This is a genomic window from Bradyrhizobium sp. STM 3809 (genome assembly GCF_000239795.1).
Classification (GTDB): domain Bacteria; phylum Pseudomonadota; class Alphaproteobacteria; order Rhizobiales; family Xanthobacteraceae; genus Bradyrhizobium.
The window spans coordinates 16,519-33,554 of record NZ_CAFJ01000163.1; the positions used below are offsets into that span (position 1 = coordinate 16,519).

The window sequence follows — 17,036 nt, forward strand, 5'->3', positions numbered from 1 at the left end:
GGCTGGAGCAGTGTGCTCACTCTCGCTTCTGCAGGCCGGGAGACGGCCGGTGAAGCTGCGAGGCTGTCGCGACGAGCAAGGCGGTCAGTCAGTTGCTCCGTCATGCCCGGGCTTGTCCCGGGCATCCACGTCGCTCCGCGCATGCCGGGCCACGTGGATGGCCGGGACGAACCCGGCCATGACGGCGTGGAGGCAGGCGCGCGCATCAGATGCGACCGTCCATCCCTCGGGGGAAGCGCGGCGCAGAACTCAGCGGCTGAAGGCGGCGCCGAGCATCTCCTTGAAGATCTGGCGCTTGATCGCCTTGTTGGTGAGCGTGCCGTCATTCCACCACCAGCCGTCCTGCTTCATCCGCTCCGCGGCGGCCACGAAGCGCCTGGTCACCTCGGCGAAATCGGCGTCGGTGTAGTTCAGGCTGAAGATGAAGCGGCCGGTGCCGACCCAGCTCAGCGCCAGGCCCTCGGCGCGCAGATAATATTGCAGCATCCAATTGTAGCGCGACGGCACGGTGTATTCGACCAGCCAGATCGACTGCATGTTGGACACGCGCACCGGCAGGTCCTTGGCGGTGAGCTCGGCATTGAGCTGCGCGGCGCGGCCGTTCCAGGTGTCGTCGAGGCCGTCATAGATGGTGCGGAAGTTCGGGCTGTCGAGCCGGCTCAGGAACTCGTCCATCGCCGTCATGACGTAGGGATGCGAGTTGAAGGTGCCGCGGGCGAAGCAGATGTCGGCCGGGCGGTCGTCGCGGAAGCGGCGCATATATTCCTTCTTGCCGCAGACCACGCCGATCGGCAGGCCGCCGCCGAGGCTCTTGCCGTAGGTCACCATGTCGGCCTTGACGCCGAAATAGTCCTGGGCGCCGCCCGGCGCGAGGCGGAAGCCGAGGAAGACCTCGTCGAACAACAGCACGATGCCGCGTTCGGTGCAGACCTCGCGCAACTGCTTCAGCCAGGCCGTGTAGGCCTCGCGGTCATACCGGCCCTTGCGCGAGGAATCGACCAGCGCCGAATCGCCGGGCGCATTGCTGTTCGGATGCAGCGCCTGCAGCGGATTGACCAGCACGCAGGCGATGTCGCGCCGGGTGCGCAGCACGTGCAGGGTCCGTTCGGACATCTCGGCCAGCGTGTAGGTCTCGTGCGGCGCGATCGGATTGCCGACGCCGGGCTGCACGTCGCCCCACCAGCCGTGATAGGCGCCGGCGAAGCGCACCAGATGGCTGCGGCCGGTGTGGTAGCGGGCGAGCCGCACCGCCTGCATCACGGCCTCGGTGCCGGACATGTGGAACGACACCTCGTCCATGCCGGACAGCTCGGTGAGCCGCTTCACATTGTCGGCCACGATCGGGTGATACAGCCCGAGCACCGGGCCGAGCGCCTGCGCGCGCCGCTCGGCAGCCGCGATGCACTCCTTGTAGAAGTCGTAGCCGAAGATGTTGACGCCGTAGGAGCCGGTGAGATCGTAGAACTGGTTGCCGTCGAGATCGGTGATGGTGACGCCGGACGAGGCCTGCATGAACGAGCCGGCGCCGAGCTGCTCCTTGACGAGCCTGCTGTACTGGAACGGCACCCGGTAGCTCTGGGTGAACTGCAGGTCGGAGATGCGGCTCGCGGCCTCCGCCGTCAGCGCGCGGCTCTTGGCGAACTTCTCCTGGAACAGTGCGCCGAGCCGGAAGAAGCCGTCCTGCCGCTTGGTGGCGATGTCCGGCGGGGCGCCGTCGGAGCGGAAGAAATCGTGGATGTCGAACTCGTAGCGCGGGATCATCTTGGAGATCCGGCGCGACATCTTGGAATGGCCGGCCAGCGAGCGGTGCTTGGCGCGCGACAGTTCGATGCGGGCCTTGACCTTGGGGGCGACGGCGGCCGTCACGGCAGCGCCAACGGCGAGCGATACATAAGGAATCGAGGTTTCCATCATGTCCAAAAGCGCTAACCCCACCTGCTGACAGATTCATGACAGTCAAAAGCCTGATCGCCTCCGTCACCCAACAGGAAGACCTCAACTTCCTGCTCACCAACCGCGTGCCGCGCGCCGCGCTGACCCGCTTCATGGGCTGGTTCTCCAGGATCGAGAACCCGCTGGTGAAGGACGCCTCCATCGCGCTGTGGAAGCTGTTCTCCGACCTCGACCTGTCCGAGGCCAGGGAGGCCGAGTTCAAGAGCCTGCACGCCTGCTTCACGCGCGAGCTGAAGCCCGGCCTGCGCCCGTTCGATCCCGATCCCGCCATTGTGACCACGCCGTCGGACGGGATCATCGGCGCCCATGGCCAGATCCGCGACGGCGAGCTCTATCAGATCAAGGGCGCGCCCTATGCGTTGAAGGACCTGGTCGCCGATCCCGCCGTGGTCGAGACCCACCGCGACGGCAGCTTCGTCACGATCCGGCTGACGTCGAGCATGTATCACCGCTTCCACGCGCCTGATGACATGACGCTCGAGCATGTCAGCCTGATCCATGGCGACGTCTGGAACGTCAATCCGATCGCGCTGAAACGCGTCGAGCGGCTGTTCTGCAAGAACGAGCGCGCCGTGATCCGCACGCATCTCGCCACGGGCGAGCCGTTCACGATCGTGCCGGTCGCCGCGATCCTGGTCGCGAGCATCCGGCTGCACGCGCTCGACCGGGTATTGAACGCGCAGACCGAACGGCCGCTGACCTATTCCTGCAACAAGGCGGTGAAGAAGGGCGACGAGCTCGGCTGGTTCGAGCACGGCTCGACCATCATCCTGCTCGCGCCCGGCGATTTCACGTTCGCGCCCGGCATCGCCGAGGGCGCGCGCGTCAAGGCCGGCCAGCCACTGTGGCGCAGGCGCGTCGCTGCCGGCTGAATGTGACGGGCGCACGACGGCCATCTCGATTTCACCGTTGCGCGTCGCCATATCCTGGCGTTGAACTGGCGAATCGCACGGGTTGCAACCCGTCATGTGGGAGAGGCAATGGCGAGAACGTCCATCATGGCAGCAGGCGGCATCGTGCTGCGGCGGGAGCAACCGCCGCGGATCGCGGTCGTGCGCCTGCGCAAGCGCGACGAATGGGTGCTGCCCAAGGGCAAGCTCGATGATGGCGAGACGCCGCGCGACGCGGCCAAGCGCGAGGTGCTGGAGGAGACCGGCCACAAGGTGACGGTGCACGAATTCCTCGGCACGCTCGTCCACGACACCGGCACGCGCGCCAAGGTGGTGCACTACTGGCGCATGGAAGCGGCCGGCGAGGCGTCGCAGCCGCTGATGGACGACGTCCGCGCCGTCGACTGGCTGCCGCTCGATGCCGCCGTCGAGCGCCTGTCGCGCGAGCATGAGAAGACGTTCCTGGAGACGGTCGGCCCCTATGCGCTCGCCGGCCTGATCCGCAAGGCGAAGGCGAAGCCCGCGCTGGAGCCGGCGAAGGAGCAAACCAAGGAACCGGTCAAGGCGCAGGCCGACAAGGCGGCTGTCGCGAAGGCCTCGGAGAAGGCGGCTGCGGTCGCGAAGCCCGCCGTCGAGAAATCCGCGACGGCCAAAAAGCGGCGCAGCCGCGTGGTGACACCGCCGGAGCCGTCGCAGCTGCCGGAAGCGCCGCCCGCACCGCTACCGGCGGAGCCGATCCCCCAGGTCGTAGCGGCGTCTGAGGTGGTGCTCCCGTCCGACCAACCCGAGCCGGTGGCGGCGGAGACCCCCGCGCTGGCCGAGCCGCAGGATGACGCCGTGCCGCTGCCGACCGAAGCGCCCGCCGCCGACCGCGCGCCGGCGGATCTCGAGCGCGTCGCGGCGGTCGCGGCCGCGATCAAATCGCTCCTGCCCAGCCGCGATCCCGCTGCCGCCGAGGGCAGCCTGATACATGGCGGCGCGCCATCCGACCCGCCGATGTCCGGCGCCGCGGCGCAGTCGACCCCCGACAGCGCGGCGGCCGCCGAAACGTCTGATGGCAGCTCCCGGCGCAGCCTGGCGCAGAAGATGCGCGCCTGGCTCGGCCGAGCCGCCTGAGCAGGCTCGGCGCCGGGATGATCGCCGCGCCTCGGATCACGCCACGCGCGATCCGCGGCGGCCTGGGCAGGCCCATCCCGGCTTTCGCAGGGCAAAATTGCTGAGAACCATTCGCGCCATTGCGGGTTGATGCGGGTCCGTCAACGGAGACCCCCGCATGAGCCCGCCGCGCGAGAGTGCCGCATCCCTTGCAAAACCTGCCCCGCTGTCCGTCACGCTGCGGATCAATGGCGACAGCCGCACGCTGTCGGTGGCGCCCTGGACCACGCTGCTCGATCTCCTGCGCAACCACCTCGACCTGACCGGCACCAAGAAGGGCTGCGACCACGGCCAGTGCGGCGCCTGCACGGTGCTGATCGACGGCCGCCGCGCGCTGTCCTGCCTGACGCTCGCGGTCATGAAAGACGGCGCCGAGATCACCACGATCGAGGGGCTCGCCAAGGGCGACGAGCTGCATCCGCTGCAGCAGGCCTTCATCGACCACGATGCCTTTCAATGCGGCTATTGCACGCCGGGCCAGATCTGCTCGGCCGCCGGCCTGATCGCCGAGGGCAAAGCGAAGACCAAGGACGAGATCCGCGAGCTGATGAGCGGCAACATCTGCCGTTGCGGCGCCTATCCGAACATCGTCGGCGCCATCGAGCAGGCGATGGGAGGCGGCCGATGAACAATTTCGACTACGCGCGCGCAACCGACATCACCGAGGCCGTCAAGCTGAAGGCGGCGACGCCGGAGGCGAAGTTCATCGCTGGCGGGACCAACCTGATCGACCTGATGAAGTATCACGTCGAGCAGCCGCGCCGGCTGATCGACATCAGCCGGCTGCCGCTGAACGCGGTGGAGGAGACCGGCACCGGTGGCGTCAGGATCGGCGCGCTGGTGCCGAACAGCACGCTGGCCTATCACCCGGTCATCGAGCGCCGCTATCCGCTACTGGCGAGCGCGATCCTGGCCGGCGCCTCGGCGCAGCTGCGCAACATGGCCTCGACCGGCGGCAACCTGCTGCAGCGGACCCGCTGCGCCTATTTCTACGACGTCTCGACGCCCTGCAACAAGCGCAGGCCGGGCGATGGCTGCTCGGCGATCGAGGGCCTCAACCGCAATCACGCCATCCTCGGCAGCAGTGCGTCCTGCATCGCGACCCATCCGTCCGACATGTGCGTGGCGCTTGCCGCGCTCGAGGCCACCGTGCATGTCACGGGAGGGCAGGGCGAGCGCAGCATCGCCTTCGCCGATTTCCATCGTTTGCCGGGCGACCGGCCCGATCTCGACAACACGCTGCGCGCCGACGAGATCATCACCGCGATCGAGCTGCCGGCGCAGGGTTTTGCCGCGAACTACAGCTATCTCAAGATCCGCGATCGGCTGTCCTATGCCTTCGCGCTGGTCTCGGTCGCCGCAGCGCTCGAACTGGAGAATGGCCGCATCCGCGAGGCACGGTTGGCCCTCGGTGGCGTCGCTCACAAGCCGTGGAGGAGCGAAGCCGCGGAAGCGGCGCTGCGCGGCCAAACGCCGGAGCGCGCATCCCTCGAGCGCGCGGCCGACATCCTGCTCCACGACGCCAGGCCGCACCGGCATAACGCCTTCAAGCTCCCGCTCGCCCGCCGCGCCATCGTCAGGACCCTGACGCAGGCCGCCGACGGCACGCCGCAGATCCAATCCATCAAGTCCATCCGGTGATCTCATGACAGCTCACATCGGCACCGCCACCTCCCGCGTCGACGGCCGCGCCAAGGTCACCGGCGCCGCCAAATACGCGGCCGAGTTCAATGCGCCCGATCTGGCCTTCGGCGTCGTGGTCAGCTCTACGATTCCGAAGGGGAGGATCGTCAGCATCGATTCCGGCCGCGCCCGGGCCGTCGACGGCGTGATCGACGTGCTCACCCACACCAACCGGGTCCGCATGGCCGACAAGGACGACGGCTACCGCGACGAGGTCGCGCCGGAGGACGGCTCGCCGTATCGCCCGCTGTATGATGATCGCGTGCATTTCAACTTCCAGCCGGTGGCGCTGGTGATCGCCGAGGATGAGGACACGGCGCGCTTCGCCGCGACGCTGGTCGACGTCCGCTATCACACCGAGGACTTCGCGACCGACCTGCATGCCGCGCGCGAACGGGCCTTCAAGGTCGACAAGCCGGTCAAGCCGCGCGGCGACGCGACCAAGGCGCTCGCCGGCGCGGCCGTGCGTCACGACGCCGATTATGGCGTGCCGATCGAGTATCACAATCCGATGGAGCTCTACGGCTCCACCGTGCTCTGGAAGGACGGCGGCAGGCTCGTGGTCTACGACAAGACCCAGGGCGTGCAGAATGTGCAGCGCTATGTCTGCAGCGTGTTCGAGCTGAAGGAGGACGACGTCCAGGTGATGTCGCCGTTCGTCGGCGGCGCCTTCGGCTCGGGCTTGCGGCCGCAGTTCCAGGTCGCGCTGGCGGCGATGGCCGCGCTGAAGCTCAAGCGCGCGGTGCGCGTCGTGCTCAGCCGCGCCCAGATGTACGGGTTGTGCTATCGCCCGGCGACGATCGAGCGGCTGGCGCTTGGCGCCGCCAAGGACGGCACGCTGGCGGCGCTGACGCATGAGGCGATCGCGATGACCTCGCGGCACGAGGCGTTCTCGCGCAACGACATCGGCTGGGGCGAGGTGCTCTACACCTCGGAGACGTCGCGCGCGACGCACCGGCTCGCCAAGCTCGACGTCCCGACGCCCGGCGACATGCGCGCGCCCGGCGCGGCGAGCGGCGTCTACGGCCTGGAATGCGCGATGGACGAGCTCGCGGTGGCGCTGAAGATGGATCCGCTGGAGCTGCGGCTGCGCTGCTATTCGGAGCGCGACCAGGACAAGAACCTGCCGTTCTCCAGCAAGCGGCTCAAGGAGTGCTATCAGCAGGGCGCCGAGGCGTTCGGCTGGGCCGAGCGCAACGCAGAGCCGCGCTCGATGCGTGACGGCCGCGAATTGGTCGGCTGGGGCGTGGCGAGCGGCGCCTGGGAGGCGATGCAGATGCCGTTCGCCTCGCGCATCGTGATGACCGCCAACGGCCATGTCGAGGTGGCCAGCGCCACCTCGGACATCGGCACCGGCACCTACACCATCATGGCGCAGGTCGCCGCCGACATGCTCGGCGTGCCGCTCGACAGCATCATCGTGAAGCTCGGCGATTCCACCCTGCCGAAGACGCCGGTCGAGGGCGGCTCCTGGACCGCTGCCTCGATCTCGCATGCCATCGTCAACGCCGCCGACGACATTCGCGCCGAACTCCTGACGATCGCGCAGACCATGCCGGGCTCGCCGCTGAACGGGCTGACGGCCGACGAGGTGACCTTGGCCGATGGCGCCGTCGTCGCTATCGCCGACCGCAGCCGGTCGGTGGCGATGTCGGACGTCATGCGCCACGGCGGCAAGGACCGCATCGAGAAGGAACGCGGCGCCGACTTCGAGGAGGACGACAAGCACGCCCACAATACCCATTCGGCGGTCTTCGCCGAAGTGAAGATCGACGAGGAGCTCGGCGTCATCAGGGTGACGCGTATCGTCAACGCCGTCGCCGCCGGCCGCATCCTCAACACCAAGACCGCCTCCAGCCAGATCATGGGCGGCGTGGTGATGGGCATCGGCATGGCGCTGCACGAGGAAGCCATGATCGATCACCGTTTCGGCCGCATCATGAACGCCAACATCGCCGAATATCACATGCCGGTGAACGCGGACGTCCACGATATCCAGGTCATCTTCGTCGAGGAGGAGGACCGCATCATCAACAAGATGGGCATCAAGGGCGTCGGCGAGATCGGCATCGTCGGCGTGCCCGCCGCGATCGCCAACGCGGTCTATCACGCCACCGGCAAGCGCGTGCGCGACCTGCCGATCACGTTGGACAAGCTGGTGGGGTGAATCTGCTCCGGCGCATGCATCTGAATTGATTGGCGCTGGCGATTGCATACCCACCCATGAACACTCAGGGAATCGTGTTCGTGAATACTGCTGTTCTTCGATCTTGTTCTGTCTCCTCGCACCAGCTTCATGCCCTCACCCTGAGGAGACCGGCCTCAAGGCGGTCGTCTCGAAGGGCGAGGCCTCGCTGGGGCCTCATGGTTCGAGACGCGCCGCGAGCGGCGCCTTGCCTCGAATTGACAGAATAGGCGCGGCGCTCCTCACCATGAGGGTCGACTTCCGCGATCGGCGCCGCACGAAGCCGAGTGCGGCGCTGCAAATTGATCTTGTGGTGAGGGGTTGAACTCCGCACAGGACGATGCGAGCACCGCCGCAATCGCGGGCGGGTTTTGAAACCCGCTATCGTACCGCGACCAATCTTGCCGCAGTCTCTCCTTGGTTGGCGGCGCTCGGTGACATCTCTCCACGCTTCCGCCCCATGCTGTCCGGATTGTCGGAGGACAAGCAGGCAGCGCCACAGCCGGCGCAAATCGGTGAGCGTGAGGCGGTCCCGGCATGGACGACATCCAGCGTTTGGTCAGGTCAAGAAGGTCTCTGACCGTCACACATCTGGCCACGCTGTGCGCGGCGCTCGGCCTGTCCGGTTGCGCAACCGCGCCGATCACGCAGAGCGGTGCGCTCGCGTCGTATCGCACCCTCGAGGAGTCGAACGGCCTGCTCGCCAAATCGGTGCTCAACGTCAACAAGGACAATGTGCTGGCCGCCGCGACGGTGCGGATCATGCCGACGACGTTCGCGGGCGATGTCGGGGCGGTGCTCAGCGAGCCGCAGCAAAGGCTGGTGGCGAACGCCGTCGATCGCGCGCTGTGCCTCGATCTCAGTGAGCGCTTCACGGTGGTACCGCCGAACGAACGAGCCGACCTGACCACGCGCACCTTCATCACGCAGGCGGCGGCGACGGACCCCGTGGCGGCCGGCGCCTCGAAGGTCGTCTCCGCCGTGCCGGGCGCGCTCGGTGTGCCCGTTCCGGTGCCGCGGCTGCCGATCGGACTCGGCAGCCTCACCATCGAAGCCGAGGCGGTCGATCGCCGCGGCCGGCAGCAGGCCGCCATGGTGTGGGCGCGCGGCGCCAACTCGTTCACGAACTCGCCGGTGATCTCGCAGGCCGGCGACGCCTATGATCTGGCGGGCTCGTTCAGCGCCGATTTCAGCGAGCTGCTGGTGACCGGCGAGACGCCCTTCGGCAAGCCGCCCAAGATCCCCTCGATCGACCGCATCGGCGCCGCGCTCGGCGGCAAGCCGAAGAACCCGGCCTGCGAGGCCTATGGCCGCGACCCCGGCCTGATCGGCATGCTCGCCAACCACCTCGGCGCGCCGCCCGAATGGGTCGACAAGGGCGCGCCGGCCGACGCGCAGGCGAGCACGCAGATGGCCGCGAAGCGTTAGGGCAAGGTGCGGAAGCAGATCGTGAGAGATGATTGGCCGCGATAGGCGGGAGAGAAGCACGCGCTCCGAGCGACGCTGCGCTCCCTCTCCCCGTAAGAACGGGGAGAGGGAGCAGACTGTCGTCGCCGCGAGGCACTCTACTTGGTCAGCTCAAAGCCTGCATCTCTTACCGCCTACTCCCTTGCCAGCGCGGTCGCCGGATCCAGCCGTGACGCGTTGCGGGCGGGCATGTAGCCGAAGCCGATGCCGATGGCCATCGAGATGACGGCGGAGCCGGCCATGGCGAGCGGCGAGTAGATCAGCTGGAAGCCGACGTCGAGCGCGTTGAAGACGGCGCCGAAGCCGACCGCGAGCGCCAGGCCGAGCGCGCCGCCGAGCAGGCAGACCAGCACCGCCTCGATCAGGAACTGCATCAGGATGTCGCTGCGCCGAGCGCCGACCGCCATGCGCACGCCGATCTCGCCGACGCGCTCGGACACCGACACCAGCATGATGTTCATGACGCCGATGCCGCCGACCAGGAGCGAGATCACGGCGATGGCCGCGACCAGCAGCGTCAGCACCTGCGTCGTGCTCTCGACCGTCTTGCGGATGTCGTCGGTGTTGAGCACGAAGAAGTCCTTGGCATTGTGCCGCGCCGTCAGCAGCGCCGTCGCCGCGCGCTCGGCGTCCGCCATCGGCGTCGCCTCGTCGACGCGCATGCTGATGCTGCGCAGCACCTGATTGCCGATGAAGCGCGCCTGCACGGTGGTGTAGGGCAGGTACACGATCGGCGTCGAGCTGGAGCCGAAGCCTGCCTGCTGCTGCTTGGTGACGCCGACGACCCGGCACGGCACCTTGCCGATCAGGACAACGCTGCCGAGCGGGCTGACATCGGAATCGGGAAACAGCGCCTTGCGCGCATTATCGTCGATGACGGCATCCTGCGCATAGGACCTGATGGTCTCGGCGTCGAGATAGCTGCCTTCGGCGAGCTCGGTGTTCTTGACCCGGAAATACTGCTCGCCGACGCCCGAGACCTGGGCGCTGACCTCGATCGCGCCGTAGCGCAGCGTGCTGGTCGTCGAGACGGTCGGCGAGATCGCATCGACATAGGGCTGCTCGGCCATCACCTTGGCGTCCGCGAGCACGAGCGTGCGGATCTTGCTGGCCTTGGTGTCGCCGAAATCCTTGCCGGGGAAGAACTCCAGCGTATTGGTGCCGAGCCGGTTGATGTTCTCCAGCACGCGCGCCTGCGAACCGCGGCCGAGCGCCAGCACCAGGATCACCGAGGCGACGCCGATGATGATGCCAAGCATGGTGAGAAAGGCGCGCAGCCGGTGCGCGTTCATCGCGAGAAGCGCCATCCGCGCGGCCTCGCGCAGGCGATCGAGATGGCTGCGCCACCACGACACGACCGGAGCCGGATGGTCCTCGCCCCCGCCGGACGTCGCAAGGCTTGATGCGCGCGGGTTGGGCCGGTCGGAGATGACGCGGCCGTCCTGCAGCTCGATGATGCGCCGGGCGCGCTGGGCGACGCCGGCATCATGCGTGACGATGATGACGGTGCGTCCCGAGGCACTGATCTCGTCGAGGATGCGCAGCACCTCTTCGCCGCTGGCGCGGTCGAGCGCGCCGGTCGGCTCGTCCGCCAGGATCACGTCGGGATCGTTGACCAGCGCGCGCGCGATCGAGACCCGCTGCTGCTGGCCGCCCGAGAGCTGGCCCGGCCTGTGCCCGATCCGGCTGCCCATGCCGAGCCGCTGCAGCAGCGCCTCGGCCTTGCGCCGCCGCGCCGCGGGCGAAAGCCCCGAATAGACCGCGGGGACCTCGGCATTCTCGGCCGACGTCAATTCGCCAAGCAGGTGATAGCGCTGGAAGATGAAGCCGAAATGCTCGCGGCGCAGCGCTGCCAGCTCGTCCGGGTCCAGCGAACTCATCTCGCGCCCGGCGATCCTGTAGCTGCCGGAGGTCGGCCGATCGAGGCAGCCGAGAATGTTCATCAGCGTCGACTTGCCGGAGCCGGACTGGCCGATGATCGCGACCATCTCGCCGCGCGCGATCTGGATGTCCACGCCGCGGAGCGCATGGACGGTGCTTTCGCCCGAGGCATAGCGCCGTCCGACGTTCCGGAGATCGATCAGGACCTCGGGCATCACGGACCTCCGGCGCCGGGCGGCGGCGGCATGATGGTCTGCTTGGGTCCCTCGCTGGCCGCGGAGATGACGACGCGATCGCCCTCCTGCAGGCCGGACTGCACCTCGGCGCGGATCTTGTTGTTGAGGCCGATCCGCACGTTGCGCTTCTGCAGCACGCCCGCGCCGTCGATCACGCGAACGCGATAGCTGCCGTCGGGTTCGGGATTGCCCAGCGCGGAAGAGGGGATGGTCGGCACCTTGCGCGCCTCGCCGAGCAGGATGTGGACCTCGGCGGTCATGTAGGTCATCAGCCGCCCGTCCGTGTTGGCGACGTCGAACACGCCTTCGTAATAGATCGCCGACGAGGTGGAGGAGGACGACGTGCTGCTGCTGCTCGACGTCGTGGTGGTGCTGGTGGAGAAGCTCGAATCGCTCTTGATCGATTCCGGCGCCGGCTCGATGAATCCCAGTGTCGCCTCGTAGCGGCGATCGGGATCGCCGAGAATCGTGAAGTAGACGTTCTGGCCCGGCCTGACGCGGACGACATCGGCTTCGGAGATGTCGACCCGCACGGTCATGGTCTCGACCTGGCCGAGCACCACGATGGTCGGCGCGGACTGCACCGCATTCACCGTCTGGCCCTGCTGCGTGACAATCGACAGCACGGTGCCGTCGATCGGCGCGGTGATCTTGGTGTAGCCGAGATTCACGCGCGCCGTCTCGATGGCGACCTCGGCCTCGACGATCTGCGCCTCGAGCTGCGCGATCTGCGCCTGCGTCTGCTTCACGGTGGCTTCGGCGCTGTCATAGTCGGCGCGCGACGAGGCCTTCTGCGCCAGCGTGGTCTGCTGCCGCGCCAGGTTCGCCTCGGCGAGCGCCAGCGTCGCCTGCTTCTCGTCGCGCTGGGCGCGCACGTTGCGCAAGGCGGCCTCGTTGGTGCGCAAGGTGTATTGCTGGGTCAGCGAATCGATCTCGGCGATGAGCTCGCCCGCCTTGACCTTCTGGCCGAGCTTGACGTTGAGCGCGACCAGCCGGCCCGACGCCTGGGCGCCGACCGCGACCAGCTTGACCGGCTTCAGCGTGCCGGTCGCGAGCACGGTCTGCTCGATGTCGCCGATCGTGACCGGAGCGGTGGCGAGATTGGCGTTGGGATTGCGCGTCGCGCGCTTGACGCCGACGCCGAGCACCACCAGCACGGCCAGGCCGGTGACGATCAGCGGCCAGCGCCGCCGTCGTTTCGGCTTGGACGCGGACGCGACGCCATCCTCGACCGCGACCGGCTGGGTCATCTGTGGCAGGGGTGCATTCATCAGGCGACTTCGCACGCTGGTGGATTACAGTTGGTCATCGAGGCGCGGCGGCCTGCGCGAGATGCGGGCCGGTGCCGCCGTCGACGACCTCCGGCACCGAGCTGTCGATCGGGCCGCTCCAGCCGCCGCCGAGCGCCTTGGCCAGCGCGACATAATCCTTGGCCACATTGGCGCGGCTTGCGAGGAGGATGTCTTCGGCCGTGAATTGCGAGCGCTCGGCGTCGAGCACGTCGAGGAAGGTGCTGGAGCCGGTCTGGTAGAGCGCGCGTGACAGCCGCGCGGCCTCGCCATAGCGGCGGGCCGATTCCGTCAGGCTGCGGATGCGCAGCCGCTCCTGGCCGAGGTTGACGATGGCGTTCTCGACGTCCTCCAGCGCGCTCAGCACCGCGCTGCGCCACGCCACGTGATATTCGTCGCGCTGCGCCTCCGCGACCTCGACCGCTGCCTGCAGCTTGCCGCCATTGAAGATCGGCACCGAGAGGCTCGGGCCGATCGACCAGCCGATGGTCGAGCTCTTGCCGAGATCGCCGAGCTTGAGCGCCGAGGTCGAGACCGTGCCGGTCAGGCTGACATCCGGATACAGCGCGGCGGTCGCCTGGCCGATCTTCGCGGTGAACTGTGCGAGCTGCCGTTCGGCCTTGCGGACATCGGGACGCATCACCAGCACATCGGCCGGGATGCCCTTCGGCAGCGGCCGGCGCGGCGCGGGGATCGGCAGACTTCGGGACAGGCGCTGGCTGAGCGCGGTCGGGTCGCGCCCGAGCAGCACGCCGAGGCGATGCACCGCCTGCTGGTAGCTGCTCTCATAGGTCGGAATGGTGGCTTCCGTACTGGCCGCGAGCGCGCTCGCCTTGGCGGTGTCGACGGCCGAGGCCGAGCCGGCCTCCTGCTTGCGCTGGGTCAGCGCCGCGGTCTCGCGCTGCGAGGCGGCGGTGCGCTGCGCCAGGGCCACCCGTGCCTGGTAGGCGCGCGCGTCGATGTAGTTGGAGGCGACGTCGCCGATCAGCGTCAGCAGGGTCGCGCGCAGATCATCCTCGGCGGCGTCGACGGCGTAGCTGGCGGCTTCGACGGCGCGGCGGTTGGCCCCGAACAGGTCGAGCTCCCAGCTCGAATCGAAGCCGGCCTGGAACTGGCTGTAGGTGGTCGGCGCGATCGCGATGCCGCTCGTGGCCGTGCCGGCGCTGCGGGTCTCGGTCGCGGAGCCGGTGCCGCTGACGATCGGAAACAACGCACCCACCGCCTGGCGCTGCGTGGCGCGCGCCTCGCGGATGCGCGCCTTGGCCGCGGCGACGTCGAGATTGCCGCTGACGGCTTCGCTGATCAGCTGATCGAGCTGCGCGTCGCCGAGGTTGCGCCACCATTGCGCGAGCTTGAGCTGTTGCGCCGGCTGGTTGCGGTCGCTGCTCCAGCGCGCCGGCGTGCCGAAATCCGGCGTGACGTAGTCGGGCCCGACGGCGCAGCCGGCGAGCAGCGGGGACGCGAGGCAGATGGCGAGCAGGACGAGCTTCACGGGGCTGAGCGTCGCGGTTCGGAGGAGGGCCGCGCCGGCCGGTCAGCCTCGCCGCAGGACTTCCCTGTTTGATGGTTGTCTGATCCGCCAAGCCTTAGGCGCGATGGCCGTTGCGCAGGGTTAAGTCGCGTGAAGAAATGTTTCCGCCTTAACAATACAACTTGATTTCGCCACGATCGCACGCGGCTTCGGACTGTTCTTTTCGGCCTAAATCGACCATGTTCCGCGCATGATGTCGTCACACAATACCGCCGTGACCCTCGACGCGAACCTGCCGTCCGCCGCGCGCATCCTCTGTGTCGAGGACGATCGCGAGATCGCGGCGCTGCTCACCGAGCTGTTGCAGGAGCACGGCTTCGCGCCGCGCTTCGTGGCCTCGGCCGCCGCGATGAACGACGTCCTGCAGCGCGAGCAGGTCGATCTCATCATGCTCGACCTGATGCTGCCGGACGAGGACGGCATGAGCATCTGCCGCCGCCTGCGCCAGATCTCGGCGGTGCCGATCATCATGGTGACCGCCAAGGGCGAGGACATCGACCGCATCCTCGGCCTCGAGCTCGGCGCCGACGACTACGTGGTCAAGCCGTTCAATCCGCGCGAGCTGGTCGCGCGCATCCGCGCGCTGCTGCGGCGCTCGCAGCTGCATCCCGCGGTCATCGCCGCGCGGCAGGCGGCGATGAGCTTCGACGGCTGGCGCATCGAGCCGGCGACGCGCACGCTGTTCGATCCCGACCGCGTCAAGATCACGCTGACCAGCGCCGAGTTCGACATCCTGCTGGCGTTCTGCCGCAACGCCGGCCGGGTGCTGTCGCGCGAACAGCTGATCGAGCTGGCGCATGGCGGCCACGCCGGGCCGGTCGAGCGCAGCATCGACGTCCACATCAGCCGCATCCGCCAGAAGATCGAGCCCGGCGCCAGAAGCTGGAGCATGATCAAGACCGTGCGCCTCGGCGGCTACGTCTTCACGCCAAGAGTCGAGACCCTCGATGAAGCCTGACACCAAGACGTGCCCGCGCCTCGGCCTCACCACGCAGATCGTGACCCTGGCGTCGCTCTCGGTGCTGTTCGGCATGGTGCTGATGATCGCGGCGGTGCTGCTGTTCTTCGATCCGCCCGACGAGCAGGAATCGCCGGCTTATGGCGTCGCCCGCGTCGCGGAGGCGGTGCATTTCGTCCGTGCCGCGAATGATCCCTTGGCCGTCGAGAGCAGCCTGTCGAGCCTGCGCAGCTCCGGCATCCCCGTCGAGCTGGTGCCGCTGACCGCGCTCACGCTGCTGGCCACGCCGGCGCGGAACGTGCCGTTCACGTCGAAGCTCGCGCGCCGCCAGCTCGCCGTGCTGCGCGACGTCACCCTGCTGCATGGCGTGAGCTATGGCGCGGCGCCGCCGACCCAGATCATCGTCCAGGTCGATAACGAGCGCGCGCTGGTGTTCGACGACGTGCCGCGGCTGGAATTCTGGTCGATCGTGGTGAAGCCGACCGCCGTGTTCCTCTTCCTCATCCTGATCCTCGGCGTGCTGCTGTCGATCTATGCGGCGCGGGCGATCATCCGGCCGCTGTCGGAGATGGCGCGCGCGGCGGCCGCGTTCGGCCGCTTGCCGGGGGCGCAGGAGCCGCTCGGCCGGCGCGGGCCGAAGGAGATCGTCCAGGTCGCCGATGCGCTGAACGAGATGCAGGCGCGCATCCGCGCGCTGCTCGACGACCGCACGCGCATGCTGGCGGCGATCAGCCACGACCTGCGCACGCCGCTGACGCGGCTGCGGCTGCGCTCGGAGCGGATCGGCCAGGGCGACATGCGCAGCGCCATGCTGCGCGACATCGACCAGGTCAGCCGCATGCTCGACGAGACGCTCGACTATCTGCGCGACGACACCAAGGCCGAGCAGCCGGCACGGATCGAGCTGTCGAGCCTGCTGGAAACGATCTGCTGCGACTTCGCCGATGTCGGCCACGCCGTCACCTATCGCGGCCCGCAGCGGCTGGTCTGCGAGGGCCGGCCGCGGGCGCTGTCGCGCGCGGTCACCAATGTGGTCGAGAACGCGGTCAAGCACGGCAGCGAGGTCATCGTCAGCCTCGACAGCACCGCTGATGGCCTGATCGCCATCGAGGTCGCCGATGACGGGCCGGGCATCCCGCAGGCGCTGCAGGCGCGCGCGCTGGAGCCGTTCGTCAAGCTCGACCAGGCGCGCTCCGCCGGCGGCTTCGGGCTCGGCCTCTCGATCGCCCAGGAGATCATGAAGAAGCATGAGGGCGCGATCGCGCTGATGCCGAACATGCCGCGCGGCCTGCGGGTGCGGCTGTCGCTGCCGCTGCGCGCGGGGCTGCCGGCCGTCGCACCGATCGCCGCCAAGGTGGCGTGAAGCGAAAGACCCCGCCGGAGGGACTGGTCCCGGCGGGGCCTCGCATCGCTGACGACGGGGGCGGCGTCAGCTGATCCGCTTCCAGGTCTGGCCGCCGCAGAACAGGCCGCCGAAGGCGCAACCCTGGACGCGCAAGGTGGTCGGGTTCTTCAGCACGATCGTCGAGTCGTAGTTGCCGCCGCCGTCGGGATCATGGATGCGGCCGACCCATTTGCTGTCCTTCGGCTTCATGTTGATCAGGATTTTCTCGCGCGACTTTTCCGCAAAGCCGCAGATGTTGGGGCCGCATGGCTCGATCACGACATTGCCCTTGCCGCCCTCGGTGGCCCACAGGCCGAGCGGTGAGTTCGGATCGGCGGCCGGCGCCGGCGCAGGCGCAGTCGCGGCGGGAGCGGCAGCAACCGTGGCGGGGGCCGGAGCAGGAGCCGCAGGCTGCTGCGGGGCG

Annotated in this window: 13 protein-coding genes; 8 read left to right on the plus strand and 5 right to left on the minus strand. The window is 68.4% G+C overall.

The window, feature by feature from the left end:
* Window positions 1-249: 249 nt before the first annotated feature.
* Window positions 250-1,911: an aminotransferase class III-fold pyridoxal phosphate-dependent enzyme gene (locus BRAS3809_RS08675; RefSeq protein WP_035655791.1), complete on the minus strand. Its 1,662-nt coding sequence runs from the start codon at window positions 1,909-1,911 to the stop codon at window positions 250-252.
* Between the two features lie 38 nt (window positions 1,912-1,949).
* Here BRAS3809_RS08675 and asd point away from each other — a divergent pair, with 38 nt between their 5' ends.
* The 6 genes from asd (at window position 1,950) to BRAS3809_RS08705 (ending at window position 9,294) form a co-directional block, all read left to right on the plus strand.
* Window positions 1,950-2,825 (plus strand): archaetidylserine decarboxylase, encoded by an 876-nt coding sequence (gene asd, locus BRAS3809_RS08680; RefSeq protein ID WP_008961713.1) that lies wholly within the window; start codon window positions 1,950-1,952, stop codon window positions 2,823-2,825.
* Window positions 2,826-2,933: 108 nt separating this feature from the next.
* Window positions 2,934-3,959 carry an NUDIX domain-containing protein gene (locus BRAS3809_RS08685; protein WP_008961714.1) on the plus strand — a complete coding sequence of 342 codons (1,026 nt, stop codon included), beginning with the start codon at window positions 2,934-2,936 and terminating at the stop codon, window positions 3,957-3,959.
* 157 nt (window positions 3,960-4,116) lie between these two features.
* Window positions 4,117-4,626, plus strand: coding sequence for a (2Fe-2S)-binding protein (locus tag BRAS3809_RS08690; protein ID WP_008961715.1), 510 nt, complete (start codon window positions 4,117-4,119; stop codon window positions 4,624-4,626).
* Entirely contained in the window at window positions 4,623-5,639 is a 1,017-nt protein-coding gene (locus BRAS3809_RS08695) for an FAD binding domain-containing protein (protein WP_008961716.1), read from the plus strand. The genes BRAS3809_RS08690 and BRAS3809_RS08695 overlap by 4 nt, the downstream gene beginning before the upstream one ends.
* A gap of 4 nt (window positions 5,640-5,643) precedes the next feature.
* Entirely contained in the window at window positions 5,644-7,848 is a 2,205-nt protein-coding gene (locus BRAS3809_RS08700) for a xanthine dehydrogenase family protein molybdopterin-binding subunit (RefSeq protein ID WP_008961717.1), read from the plus strand.
* Window positions 7,849-8,403: 555 nt separating this feature from the next.
* Entirely contained in the window at window positions 8,404-9,294 is an 891-nt protein-coding gene (locus BRAS3809_RS08705) for a DUF3313 domain-containing protein (RefSeq protein WP_008961719.1), read from the plus strand.
* Window positions 9,295-9,467: 173 nt separating this feature from the next.
* Here BRAS3809_RS08705 and BRAS3809_RS08710 read toward each other — a convergent pair whose 3' ends face one another.
* The 3 genes from BRAS3809_RS08710 to BRAS3809_RS08720 are packed head-to-tail and all read right to left on the minus strand — an operon-like array spanning window position 9,468 to window position 14,231.
* Window positions 9,468-11,429 (minus strand): MacB family efflux pump subunit, encoded by a 1,962-nt coding sequence (locus BRAS3809_RS08710; protein ID WP_008961720.1) that lies wholly within the window; start codon window positions 11,427-11,429, stop codon window positions 9,468-9,470.
* A complete protein-coding gene (locus tag BRAS3809_RS08715) occupies window positions 11,429-12,721 on the minus strand; it encodes an efflux RND transporter periplasmic adaptor subunit (protein WP_008961721.1) in 1,293 nt (430 codons plus the stop codon). The genes BRAS3809_RS08710 and BRAS3809_RS08715 overlap by 1 nt, the downstream gene beginning before the upstream one ends.
* Window positions 12,722-12,755: 34 nt before the next feature.
* Window positions 12,756-14,231, minus strand: a complete 1,476-nt coding sequence (locus BRAS3809_RS08720; RefSeq protein ID WP_008961722.1) for an efflux transporter outer membrane subunit — start codon at window positions 14,229-14,231, stop codon at window positions 12,756-12,758.
* A gap of 229 nt (window positions 14,232-14,460) precedes the next feature.
* Between BRAS3809_RS08720 and BRAS3809_RS08725 the strand changes: the two genes are divergently transcribed.
* Together BRAS3809_RS08725 and BRAS3809_RS08730 are read left to right on the plus strand one after the other, a co-directional pair.
* Window positions 14,461-15,228 carry a response regulator gene (locus BRAS3809_RS08725; RefSeq protein ID WP_008961723.1) on the plus strand — a complete coding sequence of 256 codons (768 nt, stop codon included), beginning with the start codon at window positions 14,461-14,463 and terminating at the stop codon, window positions 15,226-15,228.
* On the plus strand, window positions 15,218-16,591 hold the full coding sequence (locus BRAS3809_RS08730; RefSeq protein WP_008961724.1) for an ATP-binding protein: 1,374 nt from the start codon (window positions 15,218-15,220) through the stop codon (window positions 16,589-16,591). Before BRAS3809_RS08725 ends, BRAS3809_RS08730 begins: the two co-directional genes overlap by 11 nt.
* A gap of 66 nt (window positions 16,592-16,657) precedes the next feature.
* On the opposite strand, the gene BRAS3809_RS08735 is transcribed toward BRAS3809_RS08730, so the two are convergent.
* The coding region (locus BRAS3809_RS08735; RefSeq protein WP_035655790.1) for a DUF2147 domain-containing protein at window positions 16,658-17,036 on the minus strand (379 nt) is incomplete at its 5' end.